Consider the following 17,235-nt stretch of genomic DNA (forward strand, 5'->3'; position numbering starts at 1 on the left):
CATTGTTTTTGATTTCGCATGCGATTTTGTATACAATTTTGAGTGTAGCTCGGGGATCAGCGAAGTCAACACCGCTCGGCGGGGCCTTGGGGCCACCGACCCGGGGCCGGGGAATGGCAAAACGCGCCGATTTTGAATACAGCTACGCGCGAAACACATCGATTTCCGGCACGGACCGGAGACTGGATACGGAACTTGGCCAAGGAAACAAAAAACACGCTGCGCGACTCGGTCTATTCCGCGCTCAAGGCAATGATCGTGACCGGCCAGATCCCGCCGGGCGCGCGCGTCACCGAGAGCGACATTGCGGCAAAGCTGAATGTCAGCCGCACGCCCGTGCGCGAGGCCTTCAACCGCCTCGAGCGCGACGGGTTGGTCACCGGCCGGCCGCGGCAGGGCTACGCCGTCACCGAGTTCGACATAAACATGTTCCGCGAGGCCTTCGACATCCGCGAACTGCTCGACGGCCACGCCACCGAACTGGCGGCGGCTGCGGCCACCGAGAAAGACAAGGCGCGGCTGCGCGTCATGCTGGCCGAATGCGAGAGGCTGGCCGCCATTGCGGAGCGAACCACAAGGGAAAAATTCCAGGAGCTTGAAGTCGGCATCGACCTGCACCGCGTCATCGCCGAAATCAGCGGCAATGCCATGCTGCACGGCATGCTGTGCGGCATCCTCGACAAATGCCAGCACTATGTCTGGACGGAACTGCTGTGGCTCGACGAATGGAAGATCGCCCGCGACGAGCATGCCGAGATTGTCGAGGCGATCTGCGCCGGCGACGCCAAGCGCGCCGGCGCCCTGGCGCGCGCCCATGTGCGCGGCTCGCGCGAGAACGTGCTGCGCCTGCTGCAGGCCAAATCGGATTACCAGAGCTTTCTGGCCAAGGCGTCGTGAGCGGGGTTGGACTTGGCGCGAAGCAACGCGTTAGCGATCTCGACTGGGCAGCCATGGATATTGCGGGTGGCGATGCTACCATAGGCCGGACGAACCTCGACAAGGACACTCCAGGTGCTTCCCTCGACAGGGCTTGAGCGATTGAGCGCATTTTCGGATGGCGTGTTCGCCGTCCTTATCACCGTGCTCGTGCTTGACCTGCGTCCACCGGAGGTGCCGACCTTCACCGCGTTGCTGGCCTTGTGGCCGACATGGCTGAGCTACGGCGTGAGCTATCTCTTCATCGCCATCGTCTGGGCGAATCACCATCATCTCCTGCGCCACGCCACGGCGGCGACGACCAGCCTGATGTGGTACAATTTCGCGCACCTGTTTTCGGTGTCGCTGCTGCCGTTGGCAACCGCGTGGATGGCGGTCAGCGAGCTGGCCCCGCAGCCGGTGGCGTTCTACGCGGTCGTCTTCTTCCTGGTGAACCTGACCTACATTCTCCTGATCCGGGAACTCATCGACCCGATGCCGGCCGACACCGTTCCGCTCAAGGTGCGCAAGGTCATGCGCATCCGCTCGATGGTGACGCTGTGCCTTTTCGGCTTGGCGGCGGTCGTCGCCCTGAAATACCCGATCGCCGGACTGGCGATCTGTTGCTGCTGCCTGACGGTCTATCTCCGGCCGGAAGCGCCGGGATCGCGCGCCGGCTGAGCGCAATGTCAGGTCATACCGCCCGCGTCGGCTTTCGGCCTCGATCCGCCAGACCGCCCTGAATTTGCGCTGGGCAGTTCTCCAGATGCTCGCCGCATCGCCACTTGGCCGCGTCAGGCCGCGCGGCTCGAACGGCAGGGTCGTTACGGTCGAAAACGGTCAGTCGGCGGAGCGCTTCTCGAATACGGAGCGTGCGACCGGGGCTGCCGAGAAAGCGTTTGGCCATCCCGCGTAATAGGCGAGATGACTGATCACCTCCGAGGCCTCGGCGCGCGTCAGTCCATTATCCATGGCCCTGTTGAGATGGTAGGGAATCTGCTCCACCTGACCGGCGGCGACCAGTGCGCTGACCGTCACCAGGCTGCGGTCGCGCGGCGCGAGGTCGGGACGCAGCCACAGGTCGCGAAACAGCACTTCCGTCGTGTCGCGCACCAGGCCCGGCGACGCCGGTCCCGTGCCTTGCTCGACCCGTGCGGCACGATCGGCCTCCGCCTTTTCGTCGAGCGGCAGCAAATCGACGACAGCCTTGGGGAGCTGGTCCGGCCCGATGCCGCGTGCCTCGAACACCGCTTTGACGATCGCCGTGGCTGCCATCGCGTTGCCCCACCCGGCATAGAAGGCAAGATGCGTGATCATCTCCGAGATCTCGGCCGGCTTCACGCCACTGTCGAGGGCGAGGCTCAACTGCTCCGGCAGGAGTATGCCCTGGTTCCGGGTGACCACCGCCGCGATGGTGACGATGCTGCGATCGCGCCGCGACAGGCCGGGGCGCTTCCAAACGTCATCGGCAAGCTTGTCCGTCGCATAGCGCGCAAGGGCGGGCGAGACGGCCTGCAAATCCTCTGGAGGCAGGCTGCCGGTCTGCGACCCCGTCTGCGCCGCAGCGTCGGCAGCCCCCATCGACAAAGCGAGTGCGAGAATGGTTGAAGGTTTCATGATGATGCCTTTCGTTCCTGCGTACGGTCAGCGGTATTGCTCGTCGGAGACAGGCTCCAGCCAGTCGACATTCTTGCCGTCATGCATGTAGCTCAACGCGATATGGGCCATCGGGCTGGTGGCGGTCGCGCCATGCCAGTGCTTCACCCCGGCGGGAATCCAGACGACGTCGCCTGGATTGATGACGCGGGCCTCCTTGCCGTCTTCGCGAATCCAGCCTTGGCCTGATGTGACGATCAGCAATTGACCGGCAGGATGGGTGTGCCAGACGGTGCGCGCTCCGGGAGCAAAGTTCACCAGCCCTGTGCTTGCGCGCGTTATCTCGGTGGCGGGAAACAGCGCAGTGACGACCGCTTGCCCGGTAAAGTTTTCTGCCGCTCCGATCACCGCCGGCGTGCTGCCGTTTGTCCGGATTTCGATCCCCTGCGCTTGGACGGGCATGGTTCCCGCCACACTCGCGGCCGCTGCTGTCAGGATTTTCTTCATTTTGGTCTCCTTGAGGTTTGCTCCCCTGCATTTGTGGGCTGAACCCAGCGCGGCGCTTACAGACGAAGCAGCGTCTTGATCGCCCGCCTCTCATCCATGGTGCGATAGCCCTCGGCGACATCGGCCAGCGGCAGGGTCAGGTCGAAGACCTTGCCGGGATTGATCTTGCGCTCCAGCACCAGATCCATCAGATGCGGAAGAAAACGGCGCACGGGCGCGGGGCCGCCGAGCAGGCTCTTCTGGGCGAAGAAGAGGCCCTGGCCGTCGAGCTGGACGCCATGCGGCACGCCGACGAAGCCGATCGAGCCGCCGGGGCGGGCACAGTTGATCGCCTGCATCATGGATTCCTGCGTGCCGACGCATTCCAGCACGGATTCCGCGCCGACGCCGCGGGTCAGATCCTTGATCCGCGCCACGCCGTCATCGCCGCGCTCCGAAATGATATCGGTGGCGCCGAATTCGAGCGCGAGATCCTGGCGCGTCTTGTGGCGGCTCATGGCGATGATGCGCTCCGCGCCCATCTGCTTGGCCACGAGCACGCCCATCAGCCCGACCGCGCCGTCACCCACGACGACCGCGGTCGCGCCGGGCTCGACGCGCGCGGCGTCGGCGGCATACCAGCCGGTGCCAAGCACATCCGATGCCGCCAGCAGGCTCGGGATCAGATCGTCCTCGGGCATGCCGGGGGTGGCGACCAGCGTGCCGTCGGCAAGCGGCACGCGCAGCATCGGCGCCTGCGCCCGGCTCATGAACTCGCGCTGCTCGCAGGACGAGGGGAAGCCGAAGCGGCAATGCGGGCAGGTGTTGTCGGAGGTGCAGAACGAGCCGACGACGAACTGGCCGGGCTTCACCGCTCTCACCGCGCTGCCCACTTCCACCACCACGCCGCAATATTCGTGGCCCATATGCATCGGTTCGTTCAGCGGCTGGAGCCCGCGATAGGGCCACAGGTCGGAGCCGCAGATGCAGGTGGCCGAGAGCTTGAGGATGGCGTCGGTGGGATGAAGGATTTCGGGCTCCGCCACTTCCTCGCAGCGGATGTCGCCGGCACCGTAGAGAACTGTTCCGAGCATGGTTTTCTCCTTGAGCCTATGTCAGGCGTTCTATGCGTATGTTGAAGCGTCCGCCGCGCAGCAGCGGCGCGATACCGCTGTCGAGCCGGCCGAGCCGGATCAGGCCGCGCGAATACCGGTAGGGGCCATAAAAGAAGATGAGATTGCCCCAGGGCGCGTAGTAGGCGATGTCGCCGATGGCCTCACTGTCGAACGGGCCGCTGCCCTCGATCCGCAATTTGCGCGGCAGGTAGCCGATCTTCTCGACGGATGCGTAGTCTTCCAGTGTCAGGTCCAGCGGCAGCATCGCGGCGAAATCCTGCGCGCTCGGATTGTCGAACAGGGAGGCCGTCAGGCGCATCGCGTCCACTTCAATAGCAATCCTCATCAACGATTTCTCCTGTCCGTCCGTTCCGCGGGCTTGGCCTGGCGCGGCGGAGGGCGCGAACGCGGCTGCCAGTGCGGCGGCAACTGCGGTGCGGCGCGTCATGTGGCTGCGTGTCATGGCGCGTCCTTGCCATGATCATGGGCGGCTGCCGCCGCGGCCAGCGCGGATCCCACAAGCAGCACCGCGCCGAGTGCGAAGGGGCTTCGCCAGCCGAGCGTGTCCAGCAGCAGGCCGCCGCCCGCCGCCCCGAGCGTGATGGCGAACTGGATGACGGCAACCTGCAAGCCGCCGCCGGCTTCGGCATCGTCGCGCAGCGCGCGGCTCAGCCAGGTGCCCCAGCCGACCGGCGCCGCGGTTCCGAAAAAGCCCCAGCCGACGAGCAACGCGGTGACGGCCATCGGCATCGATCCAAGCACGATCAATGCGACGGCCAGCAGCGCCATGGCCAGCGGAATGATGATGACGATGCTGTAGAGCCGCGTCTTGAGCAGCCGGCCTATGGTCCAGGTGCCGGCGACGCCTGCTAGTCCCATCACGAGCAGGATCGCCGAGAGCGCCGAAACGCCGACACCGGTCACGGTTTCCAGGAAAGGCCTGAGATAGGTGAAGAGCGCGAACTGGCCCATGAAGAGCAACAGGATCGAGGCCATGCCGAGCGCGACCTGACGGCGCAGCAGCAGCCGGAAGACATTGCCCGACGCCTTGCGGCCGCGTGGCGGCAGCGCAGGCAGGCTGAGGCTTTGCCAGGCAAGGGCAAAGAGGGCCAACGGCACCACGAGGAAGAACGCGCCGCGCCAGCCGACATAATCGCCGAGCAGGCTTCCGAGCGGCGCCGATATGGTTGCCGCGACGGCGTTGCCGGCGTTGATCATCGCCAGGCCCTCGGGCACGGAGTCCTCCGGCACGAGGCGCATCACGATCGCGGTGGACATCGACCAGAAACCGCCGATGGCAATGCCGAGCAAGGCGCGGCCGATCATCAGCACGGCATAGTTGGGCGCAAAGGTCACCACCAGGCCGGACACGGCGAGCAGCAGCGAGAACGACGTCAGCACCAGCTTGCGGTCGATATGCCGCGTCAGGCCAGCGATGAACAGGCTGGTGACGACCGCGAAGATGCCGGAGACCGAGATCGCCTGTCCCGCCCGGCCTTCGGTGATGCCGAGCCCGTCGGCGATCGGCGTCAGCAAGCTCACCGGCATGAACTCGGAAGCGATAAGGACGGCGACGCAAAGCGTCATCGAGAACACCGCACCCCATGCTGCCCGAGGCTTCACCAGCCTGTCGTCGTAAGTCGTTTCCATCAGCCGTCACCACGCACAAAAAGCCGGCCGCCGGAAAACGCATCGGCGGCCTGTTCGCGACAGGAGATAGCGCCGGACTATTGGAATGATTAGCGGCTGAAAGTCGCTTGAACTTATCGATGCAGGCCATAAATAACGTCGGGCCGTATTCAGCGGGGCAGAAGGCCATGCGCGAAAACTTCAACGATCTTCTGTGGTTCCTGATGGTGGCCGAGGAGCGCAGTTTCACCAAGGCCGCCGCCAAGATCGGTATTACTCAATCGACCCTCAGCCACACCATCAAGCGGCTCGAAACGCGCCTGGGCCTGCGGCTGCTGGCGCGAACGACGCGCAGTGTCTCGACGACCGAGGCGGGGGAGCGGTTGCGTCAATCCCTGGCACCGCGCATCGTCGATATCGAAACCGACATCGCGGCGCTGACGGCCTATCGCGACAAACCCTCGGGGACCGTGCGCATCACCGTCTCCGATCATGCGCTCGAGCAGCTGGTCTGGCCGAAACTGCGGCCTGTCCTTGCCGACTATCCCGACATCAAGCTCGAATTCAGCCGGGACAACGGATTGCGCAACATTGTCGAGGATGGTTTCGATGCTGGCGTGCGGCTTGGCGAAAGCGTGGAGAAGGACATGATCGCCGTGCGCATCGGGCCGGACTGGCGACTTGTTGCCGTAGGCTCGCCGGCCTACATCGCCGGACGTGGCGTGCCGAAGGCGCCGCAAGACCTGATCGGCCACAATTGCATCAACCTGCGCATGACCAGCGCCGGTGGCCTCTATGCCTGGGAATTCCAGAAGGCCGGCCAGGCTCTGCGTGTGCGCGTCGATGGCCAACTCGTGTTCAACTCGACCCTGCCGATGGTCGACGCCGCCATTGCCGGCTACGGGCTTGCCTATGTGCCCGAGGATCTGGTCACGGCGCATGTTGCCGCCGGCCGGCTGCAACTCGTGCTCGACGATTGGGCGCCGAAATTCGCCGGCTATTACCTATACTATCCAAGCAGTCGCCAGAACTCGCCGGCCTTCAAGGTCATTGTCGACGCGCTTCGAAAACACAGCTAATGATGGCCACCACACAGAAGCCGAGGAGGGGGCTGAGCACAACCGGGAATGGGAGCGGCGGACCTCAGATGATGCCGTGCTTCCTTAACAGCGCCTGCTCATCGCCCGCCACCCATCCGAATATCTTCGGCTCCCCGTCGAGTTTCCGGACAAGGTAGTGAACGTCGAAATCTATCCCGACGTCCGCTTGGCCCTCGCGGGCATAGGTCGCGGTCCACGCAACATGGGCAACGCAATGATGCTCGTCGATCGGCGAGATGCCGATGTCGCGTATCCGCATCTCTTTCGTTCCGATCGCCCGGTAGTGAGCATAGCCCTGAGCCATGACTTGCTTGAGTTGATCGTCGTTCTTTCCGGTCACGACGCCGGCAGGCGAGGCGGCTATGAACTCCGACGTGTAGAGCGACGCGGCCTCATCCATATCCATGCCGCCGCCAAGCGACTCCTTGAAAAACCGCTGATAGCGTTCAAAAAATCTCTTTACGCTCATCTCCATGATTTCCGCTCCGGTCGTGTCCTCGGATCAGCGCTGTTCCCGCACGCTCCGGAGGAAATGGATCATCGCGGCGTTGACCTCGTCCGGGCGTTCCTGCTGGGTCCAGTGCCCGCAGCCGGGCAGCATCAACTTGTCGCGGAGTTGCGGGACGAAATTTCCGAGATTGGCCAGTAACTGGTCCATTCCGGGGAAGGCGACCACCAGATCGCGGTCGCCCGCTATATAGAGCGCGGGAACCTTGATCCGCGCGCCCGCAAAGGGCGCCATCAGCTCCCAGTTCCGGTCGATGTTGCGGTACCAGTTGAGACCTCCCGCGAAACCGGTGCGCTGGAACTCGCCGGCGTAGAAATCGAGGTCGCCTTGGCTGAGCCAGGGCGGTAGGCCCGGCGGTGCCTCGACGGCTTGCAGGAAACCTCCATCATGTGGAACCATGCCGATTCCACCCCCGCTCGTGCCCGAGGCATCCCCCGATGCGGCGTAAAGCATGGCCCGCACCGTGGTCCGGGGGTCCCGCTCCAGCTCGGCTTCTGCAATGCCGGGTTGCTGGAAATAGAGCTGGTAGAATTGCGAGTCCGTCGTTCGCGGCATCACGCTGGTTGGGCGCACCTTGGCCCGCGGCCGGAACGGCACGCTGAGACCGATGACGGCTTGAAACCGATCCGGGCGCATCAGCGCCGCGTGCCAGGCGATGACGGCGCCCCAGTCGTGGCCGGCGATGATGGCGGTCGGCGCTTCGAGGGCGTCAAGAAGGCCCACCATGTCGCCGACCAGATGGAAGAGCGTATACTGTTCGACCGCCTCCGGCCGATCGCTCCTGCCATAGCCCCGCATGTCGGGGGCGACGGCGTGAAAGCCCGCCGCCGCGAGCGCACTCAATTGATGGCGCCACGAATACCAGGATTCGGGAAAGCCGTGGCACAAGAGCACCAAAGGGCCATCGCCCTGCTCCGCGACGTTGAGGCGGATGCCGTTGGTCTCGACCATTCGCTGTGTCGGTTCGCTCACGGCTGCTTCTCGTGCTCGTGTGTCAGCCTCAGTTTATTAATGGCTGGCGGCGGAGGCCGCAACGAGTGACTGTCTCAGGAACGATCAGGGCGATGAATGTCCAAAGCGGATGATCACCGCACTATTTCGCTCCGCGATAGATTTGACTGAAGAAGGCGACCAGCTCCTTGGTGAGGAACTCCGGGTTTTCGTCGGGCAGCCAGTGCCCGGTGTCCGGTGCGACACCGCCGCGCACGTTGATGCCGAGGTCCTTCGCCATGGCGAGTTCCGTCATGCCGTTGCTCTTGTCGCCGGCAAGCGCCAGGATAGGCATCGGCAGTCTGCGTTTCTCAAATTCGGCGAAACGGCGCTCGTCTTCGGGAAAGGCGCGATAGAGCTCGAAGCCGGCACGAAGCCCTCCTGGAGCGGCGTAGGCCCTGGCATAGACCGCTATGTCCTCGTCGGCGACGTGCCTGTAGGCGCGCTTCAGATAGAAATCCCGGATGAACGGGTATTCGTGGCCCGCGACCAACATTTCGGCGATGTCGCGCTGCTGGAACAGCCCGAAATGCCAAAGCTCCGGATCGGGCTTGTGCTTCGCCTCGTTCCATGCGGCGGTGGCCGGAATCGGCACGTCGAGCATCACCAAACTCGCGACCTCGTCCGGCCACTGCGCGGCGTAGGCATAGGCGACCATCACGCCGATGTCGCGCCCGACCAGATCGACCTTGGTCGCGCCGAGCCCGTGGACAAGGGCGCGAATATCGGCGGCCATAGTCGCTTTGTCATACCCGGCGAGTGGCTTGTCGGATTCTCCCGCACCGCGATAGTCGACGGCGACGACGCGGTAGCCGGCCTTCGCCAGCGACGGCATCACATTCCGCCATGTATACCAGGTCTGCGGCCAACCGTGCAGCAGTACCACGAGCGGGCCGGTGGCGCCGCCGCCGATGACATAGTGGAGCCGGGTACCGTTCGCGTCGATATAGCGGTGCTGGAATTGCGCCTCAAAGCCGGGTGGCAGGCCGGTTTGCTGCGTTTCAACAGAGGTTGCGTGCTGCTGTTCTTGCGCGGGTGCGGGGGCGCAGAGCGCGGCAAAGGTCAGCGCCATAGCTGTGACGAGGCACCGCATTCGAGTAGGTCCCTTTAACGTTTGCACGCAGTCCAGCCACGTTGGCCATGAACTCGACCGGCAGTTCATGAACGACGGCGGCGCCGTCTGTCTCGTTCAGCTTCGAGTCGATCCCAAGCTGCTCCAGCGCCGAAGCGATCCGATGCGTGCGCCCGTCGAACAGCTTTCCTGATCCGGCTCTTTCGCTGGATGAAATGATCCTGAATCTCCGGCGTGACCTTGTCCGTCAGCGGGCGTCGTCCGGCCAAACCCCCACGCGCGGGAAAGGTTCCCCCGTGAGCGCCAGGAGGCGTCGCCTGCTAACAGACAACGGTGCGACACTGTTCGTCAATTGGCGGCCTGCTGGTTGATTGTCTTGCAAAAAAGGGCGCGCCGGCGCGGTCGCAGCCATTCTCATTTCACCCTTTGCCGGAACCTGGAATGGCAGCGGTTGGCGAAGGTGATCTCCACGCGGTCGCCCTCGAAGGCTTCGATCAGCGGGCCCGGGCTCACACAGTTATAGGCGAGGATCGGCGTGTCGAGCCTCTCGGCGAACCTCGCGACGGCCGGCTCCGCCGCCAGCCTCGCCTTGAACAGGCCTGGCCGATCAGTTTCGTTGGCAAGCAGCGGCAGGTCGCGCAACGCCTGGCCGTCGGGCAGGGTAACAGCGTCTTGCCTCATCGCGGCCATGTCGTGGCCGGCATGGCCGCCCATATCCATGCCGGGCATCGACATGTCGTCCATCTTCGTCTGCGCCAGTGCGCGCGGGCTCGCCAGAACCGTCGCCAGGCCTGCCGCCAGAAAACCGCGTCGATGCATTTTTTGCTCCTTGCGCCCGATGGAAAGGCCTCGCCGGAAGACCTCGCTCTGACCCTAGAGGTTCCAGTAGCTGGAAGGTCAAGCGGGATCGAGCCGTCGGCGTATGAGAGGAACAGACGGGATCGTATCCGCCACGACCGCGTTCATCCGCAGGAGGGCACAACCTGCCGTTTTATCTGACGACGCAAAGAGGCCGAATCCATGCTTATCCAACCGATCGACTATTTTCTGGTCGCCTGGTTCGTGCTCGCCCTGGCCTCGACGCTCTATGTCGGCGTTGACCAGTACCGCAACAATCCTGAGCCGGTAGTGATGAAATGGGGCTTCATCCTGGTGACGCTCTATATGGGCCCGCTCGGGCTGCTGCTTTACGTGCTCGCCGACAAGGAGCCGCGCCCGGGCGAGCACGAAGCCTTCACCAGTCCGCTCTGGAAGCAGGGCGTCGGCTCGACCATCCACTGTGTCGCCGGCGATGCGACGGGCATCATCCTTGCCGCGGTCGTCACCGCCACGCTCGGCCTGCCGATGTGGCTCGATCTCATCGTCGAATATCTCGCCGGCTTCGCGTTCGGCCTTTTCATCTTCCAGTCGCTGTTCATGAAATCGATGATGGGCGGCAGCTATTGGGACAACGTGCGCAAGAGCTTCCTGCCCGAGTTCATTTCGATGAACTTCATGATGGCCGGCATGGCGCCGGTCATGAGCTTCCTGATGATGGGCCGCGACATGCGCGCCATGGAGCCGACCGAGCTGCTGTTCTGGGGCGTGATGTCGCTCGGCGTCATCGCCGGTTTCGCGCTTGCCTACCCCGCCAATGTCTGGCTGGTTGCGCGCGAGTTGAAGCACGGCCTGATGACCGAGCGCCCGCCGGAGGCCGGGAAAGACAACCAGGAGCCCGCTGCCAGAAGGCAGCATGCGCAGACGCAAATGCGGCAGGCCGGTGGCCATGGTCATCGCGAGCATGGCCACGACACGGGTTCCCACAAAAGCAAGGGCGGCCATCAGACGCGGTCGGACGCGACCACGCCGCAGATCGCCGCGCTCGGCGTGGTGTCGCTGATTGCGCTTGGTGTTGGCATGGCCGCTCCGGCGAACTGGCTGAACCTCAGGCTTTCGGCCCGCGACGTCGGCGGGGTGATCATGCCGCAGGGCATGATCATGGACCGCGACACCCCGGCCGACGCCATGCGCGACATGGCGGCGGCCGATCCGCGCCTCGTCACCGCTTCATACGACCTCGCCACCAAGGGCGACCAGGATCTGCCGTTCCGAATGGAGAACGGCGTGAAGGTGTTCGAGCTGAGGCCCTCGGTGATCCGCTGGCAGATCCTGCCGGACGTCGCGGTCGATGCCTATGCCTATAACGGCCAGATTCCCGGCCCGCGCATCCACATCCGGCAGGGTGACCGCATTAGGGTCAACGTGACAAACGATCTGCCTGAGGAAACGACCGTGCACTGGCATGGCCTGATCCTGCCCAACCAGATGGACGGGCCGGCCGAGATCACGCAGGCCCCGATCGAGCCGGGGCAGACCTATTCTTACGAATTCACGGCCACCCAGCACGGCACCTATTTCTACCATCCGCACGCCAAGCCCGACCGCACCCAGGCACTCGGCCTCTATGGCGCCCTGATCATCGATCCCGCCAACCCCGCCGATGAGGTCGCCGCCGACCATGACTACGTCATCGAGTTGCAGGAATGGCTGGTGCGAGAGGGGCTGACCTATCCCTCGATGCCGATGGACGGCGGCATGCCGAACTTCTTCACCATCAACGGCAAGGCCTATCCCTCCACCGAGACGATCCGCATGAAGGTCGGCGAGACCCTGAAGGTTCGCTTCATCGGCACCAACAACGGCTTCATCCATCCGATGCACATTCATGGCGGACCATTCGAGGTCGTCGCGCGCGACGGCGAGAGCATTCCCCCTTCGGCCCGCTTCCTCGCCGACACCATCAATGTCGGTCCGGGCCAGCGCTATGATGTCGTCTGGACGGCGCGGCGACCCGGCAAATGGCTCATCCACTGCCACATTCCGCACCACACGACGAACAACAATGTCGAGCAAAAGGGCGGCGGCGGGCTGATGGTCGTCATCGACGTCAGCTGACGCGGGCGCCGGAATTGGCGCTGTTGCGGCATCAGCGCCGCACTCGGCCCGGCGACGGCTGCCCAGAGGTTGGCCTCGACGCCGAGCGGCGCAGGCAGCCTCGGAACGCGTGCGGGCCCTGCACGTTGATCCCGAACCGCTCGTGGAGTGCTCCATGCCAGATTGGATCGGGACTTGGCGAAACCAATACGGCTCGACCGTCATCATCGAGGACGATGCGGAAGGCGTCATCCGCGGCACGTTCAGGACGGCGTTGGAAGACAGCAGTTTCTTTGGTCAGGAACTTCCGATCCATGGCGCTGCTTGCGGCGACGTAATCGGCTTCACGGCTGCGGGACAGGGCAAGGCCGGGCCTGCGGCCGTGAGCTACACCGGTATTCTGCGGGAAAGTAAGCTCGAGATGCTTTGGCATACCGTTGCAGGGCAGACCCTTACCGCATCGGCGGAAGGGGCGCCTGCCAGGATGGTCAGAGTTGGGGCATGGCGCGCCTTCGGGACCAGCCTGGATGTGTTCGAGCGCGTGGAATGACCCAGCCTCTCGGGCCGGCGTGGCTCCATCGGCGGCTACGGAAGGCCGCCAGGCCCGCATATGCGCGACTGAAGGCGGCCTGCCGATCCTGAGCGATTTCGGCGGCGCTGTGGTCGAGCCGACCGGAGGACGGATGGGATGGCGGAAGAAGGCAACGACGCGCGGGTAGTCCTGCAATGCATGACAACCGAGCACTTTGTGCTGCAGACCGCCCGCGCGGCCACCATTCAGGAGGCAAATCAGCGCGCCAATCTGTTCCTCACGTCGGTCTCAAGCGCGGCGATCGCGCTGTCATTCGTGGCGCAAGTCACGAAAATGGGTACGCCGTTCGTGCTGTTCAGCCTGATCTTGCTGCCCTGCGTTTTCTTCATCGGCCTGGTCACCTTCGTCCGCGCCGTGCAGGTCGCCATCGAGGACATGGTGCACGCCCGTGGAATGGCGCGGATCCGGCACTACTACGTCGAAGTCGCGCCCGCCATGCAAAGCTACCTCGTTCATTCCACGCATGACGATCGCTCGGCGGTGCTCGTGGACAAGGGGCTCAGCCCATCGCCGTTGCAGTATTTCATGACCACGGCCGGGATGGTGAGCGTGATCAGCAGCGCCATCGCAGGTGTCTTTACGGGCATAGCCGCCACAGCGGCAGCCGGCGCCGGAATGGCTCTCGGTGTGGCAGCCGGGATGCTCGCCTTCGCTGCAAGCGTGTTCGCGCTGCGCAGCTACCACCTGCGGGCTTGGGCGGCGGCCGAGCAACGACTGACGGTTCTTTTCCCAGGCACGCGCGGGGAATGAAGCTCTGCGGAGCCAGGGATCGCTTGGCCGAGGCGCGATATGCCAAGCATGCCTTGTGACATCTTCTATTGCCGCGGCCCAAAGCCTCTATATGGCCGTAGCGGAACAATGGAGACCGTTTCCTGCATGCCGCTTTTGAACAGCGGAAGGGCATTGAGCACCGAGCGAACCTCTTCCTCCGCTTCGGCCTCCATGAGAAGACAAGCGCCGCCCATGTCGCCGCGATTCCAGATTTGTCGCACGGTGCTTGCCATGAAGAGTCGGCGAACGCCTTCGGCTTCGGCCTCCAGTCTCTCGGGCGTGTAGTCCGCGTCGTTGAAGCTTTCCGTCCGCCGACGTGTCAAGACGATGAACTGCATGTTCTTTCTCCTGTTGATGAAGGTAAGGCTTTCCGGTTTGTCCCGGTGGGTGCTTGATGCCTGTCATGGTTATTTAGCGACCATCGGCTGGAACAGGGCGGAAAGGATCGGTTTTCCAGTCTCGGCCGGCAACGTCGGCGCGAGAAAGACCGATGTCTTGCAATTGCGAGTCCGTGAGTTCCATCAGCATGCGGCGGCTCCGGCGCCTTTCCATACCGGCTTCGACCCAGACCAAGACCGCCGCGACGCGCGCCATCAGAATCTGTAGAGCCTCGACTCCACGCCGCTGCGGTGCACTCCTTGTTTCGGCCCGCTCCAAGGCGGCGCCGTTGACGACTGCGTCCATCGCATTTCTCCTTTTTTTCGCGACCGGTCGAACCCCGAGGCGAAGGCGGCGAATGAGCCCGCTGCTTTGGGGGTTCGGCGGCCGGAGCCGCTGTCTAACGGTTGCCGAAAAGGTCCCGGCGACGCTCGACCGCCTGATCCTGCGCGATGGCCGCATTGGAGCCCGCATTGAGCAGTTCGTAGGCTGCACTATGCGCGATCGAGGACGTGTGGGTGTTGTCGAGCTGTTCCCGGGCAATCGCATTGATGTCGGAACCGCCGACATTCGGGTTCTCGGCGAGTGCGGCGCCAGTGATGGCCAGGAACGCGGCGGCGGCAAGAGCGATCTTTTTCATGGAAATCTCCTAAGGTTGAGTTCTGGACTTGGTTCAAGAACAGGTCCTTGCCCGTTCGCCAAGAAGATGCATCTTGGACCCACTCATGATAATCTTCGAATATTGGAAAGGATCATCCGCCAAGAGCGGATAATAGGATCATGAGCGGGCGCGCGGCCTCAGCGCTGGCCCTCCCGGATCGAGGGTTTTGCCATGTCGGTGCTGGCAATCGCTCCGGCCCTTGCCGGCATGTGGCCGGCCAGAGATCAGAAGGCACATCAGCCCGCCGACTTTCCGGCGGCGGACGGTGTAACCGTCGTTCAGTACTTCAATTCCATCCACCTGCGGTGTTCGGCAAAGCGCTCGGCCAACAGATCGATGAAAGTCCTCACCTTGGCCGAGACATGGTGACGATGCGGATAGAACGCGTTGATCGCGAACTCGACTCCTGAATATTCCTCCAGCACCCGGACAAGGCGCCCGGCGCTCAGGTCGTCGGCCACGAGAAAGGGCGGCGGTATGAACAGACCGCGGCCGTCGAGAGCAAGGCGTCTGAGCGTCTCCTGGCTGTTGGTCAATAAGTTGCCATCGACGCGGACGGAAACGGGCTCGCCGTCGGGGTCCTCGAAACGCCACTCGTTACCGAAAGGATATGACGCATGGCGCATGCAATTGTGGCGTGCGAGGTCATCGGGCCGACGCGGTGTTCCATGGCGTTCGAAATAGCCGGGCGAACCGCAGACGATGTTGCGCCATGAGGTCAGCCGCCGGACGATCAGGCTTGAATCGGGAAGCGGCAGCGAACGCACGTCAAGGTCGAAGCCCTCCTCCACCATGTCGACCATTCTTTCGCCGACGGTGAGATCGACCGAAACAGCCGGATAAAGGTTGACGAATTCGGAAACGATCGGCGCCAGAAAACGGATGACGCTCATGCTGGAATGAAGGCGAAGCGTGCCTTGCGGCGTCGCCTGAAGTGCTCCCGCGACGCGGTCCGCCTCCTCCAGATCGGCGAGGATTTGTGAGGAACGCTGGTAGTAAGCCTGGCCGATCTCGGTCAGGCTCACCTTGCGGGTGGTGCGGTTGAGAAGCCGGACGCCGAGCCTGTCCTCCAGCGCCTGGACGTGGTTGCTGACCATCGTCGTCGACATGTTGAGGCGTCGGGCTGCCGCGGAAAAGCCCCCGCATTCCACAACGCGGCCAAACACCGTCAAGCTCGTGAGCCTGTCCATTTCGATTATCCGCTCTTAATGGATGATCCTTCTGTTCTTTCCTCGATTATCACATCAAGATTGCCGTTGCATCGTCCTTGCACCAATCGGCCACTCGGCCCGACCGTGAGAGGAGATTACGATGACCGTAAGCGTCAACCCCGCCACCTTGGAATACCCGGTTGAGGTAAAACCCGCGCGGCGGTCCCGCAAGACGATGATCAAACGCACCGTAATCGGGTTGGGTCTGGTGGCCGGCCTGACCGCGGCTGCGCTCTACGGCTATGACTATTGGACGGTCGGGCAGTATCTGCAATCGACCGACGATGCCTATGTCAAGGCCGACTATACGGCTGTCGCGCCGAAGATCTCGGGCCACATCGCCGAGGTGCTGGTCGAGGACAACACTCACGTCAAGGCGGGCCAGGTTCTGGCCCGCATCGACGATCGCGATTTCAGGACCGCGCTAGACCAAGCGCAAGCCAATGTCGAAGCAGCCGAAGCGACGCTGCATAACCTCGACGCCCAGATCGGCCTGCAGCATTCGGTGGTCGAACAGCAAAAGGCCAACGTCGCCGCAACCGAGGCGAAGCTCAAATTCGCGCAGCAGGAGGGTGATCGCTATAAAACCTTGCTGAAAAGCGGCTACGGCACCAGCCAACGCGCCCAGCAAGCTGCGGCGTCCCTCGGCGAAAACGAAGCCCAACTGCAGAGGGATCGCGCCGCACTGGTTGCTGCCCGCAAAGCGATCGACGTGCTCACGACTGAGCGCGGCAAAGCGGAGGCCGAGCGCGACAGCAGCCAGGCCGCCCTGCGTCAGGCGGAACTCAATCTCTCCTACACCACGATCACGGCACCCGTCGACGGCACCGTCGGGGCCCGTTCGCTTCGCGTCGGCCAGTATGTGCAGGCCGGCACGCTGCTCATGGCGGTGGTGCCGCTGAATGCGGTCTATGTCGTGGCCAATTTCAAGGAGACACAGCTTACCCATGTGCAGAGCGGACAGCCGGTCGAGATCGCCGTCGACGGCTTTCCCGGCGTGGCACTCAAGGGCCGCGTCGACAGTGTGTCGCCGGCCAGCGGTCTCGAGTTCGCGCTGCTGCCCCCGGATAACGCCACCGGCAATTTCACCAAGATCGTGCAGCGCATCCCGGTGAAGATCGCGATCAACGACGGCAGGCTCGCCGGCAAGCTGCGCGCCGGCATGTCGGCGGAACCGACGATCGACACGAAGGCAACCATCCTGGCCGAACGGGGTGAACCGGACAGCGGCCGCCGGATCATCGCCGGCTGGTAACTCGTAGCGGCTGCGCGAGGTTCTCCGGGACCTCGCATGGTGG

Annotated in this window: 20 protein-coding genes; 7 read left to right on the forward strand and 13 right to left on the reverse strand. The window is 63.7% G+C overall.

The genetic code is table 11. From position 1 onward, the window contains the following. The first annotated feature begins 195 nt into the window (after positions 1 to 195). A complete protein-coding gene (locus tag LB545_RS04030; RefSeq protein WP_181171609.1) occupies positions 196 to 897 on the forward strand; it encodes a GntR family transcriptional regulator in 702 nt (233 codons plus the stop codon). Positions 898 to 1,038: 141 nt separating this feature from the next. Next, positions 1,039 to 1,596, forward strand: coding sequence for a TMEM175 family protein (locus LB545_RS04035; RefSeq protein WP_246670963.1), 558 nt, complete (start codon positions 1,039 to 1,041; stop codon positions 1,594 to 1,596). Positions 1,597 to 1,755: 159 nt separating this feature from the next. Here LB545_RS04035 and LB545_RS04040 read toward each other — a convergent pair whose 3' ends face one another. The 5 genes from LB545_RS04040 to LB545_RS04060 all read right to left on the reverse strand — a co-directional run bounded on the left by LB545_RS04040 (position 1,756) and on the right by LB545_RS04060 (position 5,762). Then, positions 1,756 to 2,532, reverse strand: a complete 777-nt coding sequence (locus LB545_RS04040; RefSeq protein WP_224704472.1) for a carboxymuconolactone decarboxylase family protein — start codon at positions 2,530 to 2,532, stop codon at positions 1,756 to 1,758. Between the two features lie 27 nt (positions 2,533 to 2,559). Further along, positions 2,560 to 3,018 carry a cupin domain-containing protein gene (locus LB545_RS04045; protein ID WP_140655238.1) on the reverse strand — a complete coding sequence of 153 codons (459 nt, stop codon included), beginning with the start codon at positions 3,016 to 3,018 and terminating at the stop codon, positions 2,560 to 2,562. Between the two features lie 56 nt (positions 3,019 to 3,074). After that, entirely contained in the window at positions 3,075 to 4,091 is a 1,017-nt protein-coding gene (locus LB545_RS04050; protein ID WP_224704473.1) for a zinc-dependent alcohol dehydrogenase family protein, read from the reverse strand. A 16-nt stretch (positions 4,092 to 4,107) separates the two neighbouring features. Beyond that, a complete protein-coding gene (locus LB545_RS04055) occupies positions 4,108 to 4,458 on the reverse strand; it encodes a cyclophilin-like fold protein (protein WP_318012490.1) in 351 nt (116 codons plus the stop codon). Between the two features lie 113 nt (positions 4,459 to 4,571). Then, complete coding sequence (locus tag LB545_RS04060) at positions 4,572 to 5,762, reverse strand: MFS transporter (protein ID WP_224704474.1); 1,191 nt, start codon at positions 5,760 to 5,762, stop codon at positions 4,572 to 4,574. 167 nt (positions 5,763 to 5,929) lie between these two features. On the opposite strand from LB545_RS04060, the gene LB545_RS04065 reads away from it, so the two are divergent. Beyond that, a complete protein-coding gene (locus tag LB545_RS04065) occupies positions 5,930 to 6,820 on the forward strand; it encodes a LysR family transcriptional regulator (protein ID WP_224704477.1) in 891 nt (296 codons plus the stop codon). A gap of 64 nt (positions 6,821 to 6,884) precedes the next feature. On the opposite strand, the gene LB545_RS04070 is transcribed toward LB545_RS04065, so the two are convergent. The 4 genes from LB545_RS04070 to LB545_RS04085 form a co-directional block, all read right to left on the reverse strand. Beyond that, positions 6,885 to 7,316: a nuclear transport factor 2 family protein gene (locus LB545_RS04070; protein ID WP_140514275.1), complete on the reverse strand. Its 432-nt coding sequence runs from the start codon at positions 7,314 to 7,316 to the stop codon at positions 6,885 to 6,887. Positions 7,317 to 7,343: 27 nt separating this feature from the next. Next, on the reverse strand, positions 7,344 to 8,321 hold the full coding sequence (locus LB545_RS04075; RefSeq protein ID WP_224680505.1) for an alpha/beta fold hydrolase: 978 nt from the start codon (positions 8,319 to 8,321) through the stop codon (positions 7,344 to 7,346). A 121-nt stretch (positions 8,322 to 8,442) separates the two neighbouring features. Further along, positions 8,443 to 9,432 (reverse strand): alpha/beta fold hydrolase, encoded by a 990-nt coding sequence (locus LB545_RS04080; protein WP_210239740.1) that lies wholly within the window; start codon positions 9,430 to 9,432, stop codon positions 8,443 to 8,445. Between the two features lie 393 nt (positions 9,433 to 9,825). Further along, positions 9,826 to 10,230: a hypothetical protein gene (locus LB545_RS04085; protein ID WP_224680503.1), complete on the reverse strand. Its 405-nt coding sequence runs from the start codon at positions 10,228 to 10,230 to the stop codon at positions 9,826 to 9,828. Positions 10,231 to 10,431: 201 nt separating this feature from the next. Here LB545_RS04085 and LB545_RS04090 point away from each other — a divergent pair, with 201 nt between their 5' ends. From LB545_RS04090 to LB545_RS04100, 3 genes are all read left to right on the forward strand, one after another. After that, positions 10,432 to 12,345 (forward strand): DUF4396 domain-containing protein, encoded by a 1,914-nt coding sequence (locus LB545_RS04090; protein WP_224704479.1) that lies wholly within the window; start codon positions 10,432 to 10,434, stop codon positions 12,343 to 12,345. A gap of 154 nt (positions 12,346 to 12,499) precedes the next feature. Then, on the forward strand, positions 12,500 to 12,874 hold the full coding sequence (locus LB545_RS04095; RefSeq protein ID WP_140514279.1) for an avidin/streptavidin family protein: 375 nt from the start codon (positions 12,500 to 12,502) through the stop codon (positions 12,872 to 12,874). Positions 12,875 to 13,012: 138 nt separating this feature from the next. Further along, positions 13,013 to 13,666 (forward strand): hypothetical protein, encoded by a 654-nt coding sequence (locus LB545_RS04100; RefSeq protein ID WP_140514281.1) that lies wholly within the window; start codon positions 13,013 to 13,015, stop codon positions 13,664 to 13,666. A gap of 65 nt (positions 13,667 to 13,731) precedes the next feature. Here LB545_RS04100 and LB545_RS04105 read toward each other — a convergent pair whose 3' ends face one another. From LB545_RS04105 to LB545_RS04120, 4 genes are all read right to left on the reverse strand, one after another. Next, complete coding sequence (locus LB545_RS04105) at positions 13,732 to 14,025, reverse strand: muconolactone Delta-isomerase family protein (protein WP_140625228.1); 294 nt, start codon at positions 14,023 to 14,025, stop codon at positions 13,732 to 13,734. A 73-nt stretch (positions 14,026 to 14,098) separates the two neighbouring features. After that, positions 14,099 to 14,371 carry a DUF1127 domain-containing protein gene (locus LB545_RS04110; RefSeq protein WP_224680501.1) on the reverse strand — a complete coding sequence of 91 codons (273 nt, stop codon included), beginning with the start codon at positions 14,369 to 14,371 and terminating at the stop codon, positions 14,099 to 14,101. A gap of 94 nt (positions 14,372 to 14,465) precedes the next feature. Next, positions 14,466 to 14,705 carry a DUF680 domain-containing protein gene (locus tag LB545_RS04115; protein WP_224704481.1) on the reverse strand — a complete coding sequence of 80 codons (240 nt, stop codon included), beginning with the start codon at positions 14,703 to 14,705 and terminating at the stop codon, positions 14,466 to 14,468. A 299-nt stretch (positions 14,706 to 15,004) separates the two neighbouring features. Further along, complete coding sequence (locus LB545_RS04120; RefSeq protein WP_140514286.1) at positions 15,005 to 15,916, reverse strand: LysR family transcriptional regulator; 912 nt, start codon at positions 15,914 to 15,916, stop codon at positions 15,005 to 15,007. Positions 15,917 to 16,037: 121 nt separating this feature from the next. Here LB545_RS04120 and LB545_RS04125 point away from each other — a divergent pair, with 121 nt between their 5' ends. Beyond that, positions 16,038 to 17,192: an HlyD family secretion protein gene (locus tag LB545_RS04125; RefSeq protein WP_224704482.1), complete on the forward strand. Its 1,155-nt coding sequence runs from the start codon at positions 16,038 to 16,040 to the stop codon at positions 17,190 to 17,192. Positions 17,193 to 17,235: the final 43 nt, after the last annotated feature.

This window comes from Mesorhizobium sp. BR1-1-6, assembly GCF_020165355.1.
Taxonomy (GTDB): domain Bacteria; phylum Pseudomonadota; class Alphaproteobacteria; order Rhizobiales; family Rhizobiaceae; genus Mesorhizobium.

What these genes read in the sequence shown, in the direction of transcription:
- LB545_RS04040 (WP_224704472.1), bottom strand. Translation starts at nt 2,532, where the DNA reads ATGAAACCTTCAACCATTCTCGCACTCGCTTTGTCGATGGGGGCTGCC.
- LB545_RS04045 (WP_140655238.1), bottom strand. Translation starts at nt 3,018, where the DNA reads ATGAAGAAAATCCTGACAGCAGCGGCCGCGAGTGTGGCGGGAACCATG.
- LB545_RS04050 (WP_224704473.1), bottom strand. Translation starts at nt 4,091, where the DNA reads ATGCTCGGAACAGTTCTCTACGGTGCCGGCGACATCCGCTGCGAGGAA.
- LB545_RS04055 (WP_318012490.1), bottom strand. Translation starts at nt 4,458, where the DNA reads ATGAGGATTGCTATTGAAGTGGACGCGATGCGCCTGACGGCCTCCCTG.
- LB545_RS04060 (WP_224704474.1), bottom strand. Translation starts at nt 5,762, where the DNA reads ATGGAAACGACTTACGACGACAGGCTGGTGAAGCCTCGGGCAGCATGG.
- LB545_RS04065 (WP_224704477.1), top strand. Translation starts at nt 5,930, where the DNA reads ATGCGCGAAAACTTCAACGATCTTCTGTGGTTCCTGATGGTGGCCGAG.
- LB545_RS04070 (WP_140514275.1), bottom strand. Translation starts at nt 7,316, where the DNA reads ATGGAGATGAGCGTAAAGAGATTTTTTGAACGCTATCAGCGGTTTTTC.
- LB545_RS04080 (WP_210239740.1), bottom strand. Translation starts at nt 9,432, where the DNA reads ATGCGGTGCCTCGTCACAGCTATGGCGCTGACCTTTGCCGCGCTCTGC.
- LB545_RS04085 (WP_224680503.1), bottom strand. Translation starts at nt 10,230, where the DNA reads ATGCATCGACGCGGTTTTCTGGCGGCAGGCCTGGCGACGGTTCTGGCG.
- LB545_RS04090 (WP_224704479.1), top strand. Translation starts at nt 10,432, where the DNA reads ATGCTTATCCAACCGATCGACTATTTTCTGGTCGCCTGGTTCGTGCTC.
- LB545_RS04095 (WP_140514279.1), top strand. Translation starts at nt 12,500, where the DNA reads ATGCCAGATTGGATCGGGACTTGGCGAAACCAATACGGCTCGACCGTC.
- LB545_RS04100 (WP_140514281.1), top strand. Translation starts at nt 13,013, where the DNA reads ATGGCGGAAGAAGGCAACGACGCGCGGGTAGTCCTGCAATGCATGACA.
- LB545_RS04105 (WP_140625228.1), bottom strand. Translation starts at nt 14,025, where the DNA reads ATGCAGTTCATCGTCTTGACACGTCGGCGGACGGAAAGCTTCAACGAC.
- LB545_RS04110 (WP_224680501.1), bottom strand. Translation starts at nt 14,371, where the DNA reads ATGGACGCAGTCGTCAACGGCGCCGCCTTGGAGCGGGCCGAAACAAGG.
- LB545_RS04115 (WP_224704481.1), bottom strand. Translation starts at nt 14,705, where the DNA reads ATGAAAAAGATCGCTCTTGCCGCCGCCGCGTTCCTGGCCATCACTGGC.
- LB545_RS04120 (WP_140514286.1), bottom strand. Translation starts at nt 15,916, where the DNA reads ATGGACAGGCTCACGAGCTTGACGGTGTTTGGCCGCGTTGTGGAATGC.
- LB545_RS04125 (WP_224704482.1), top strand. Translation starts at nt 16,038, where the DNA reads ATGACCGTAAGCGTCAACCCCGCCACCTTGGAATACCCGGTTGAGGTA.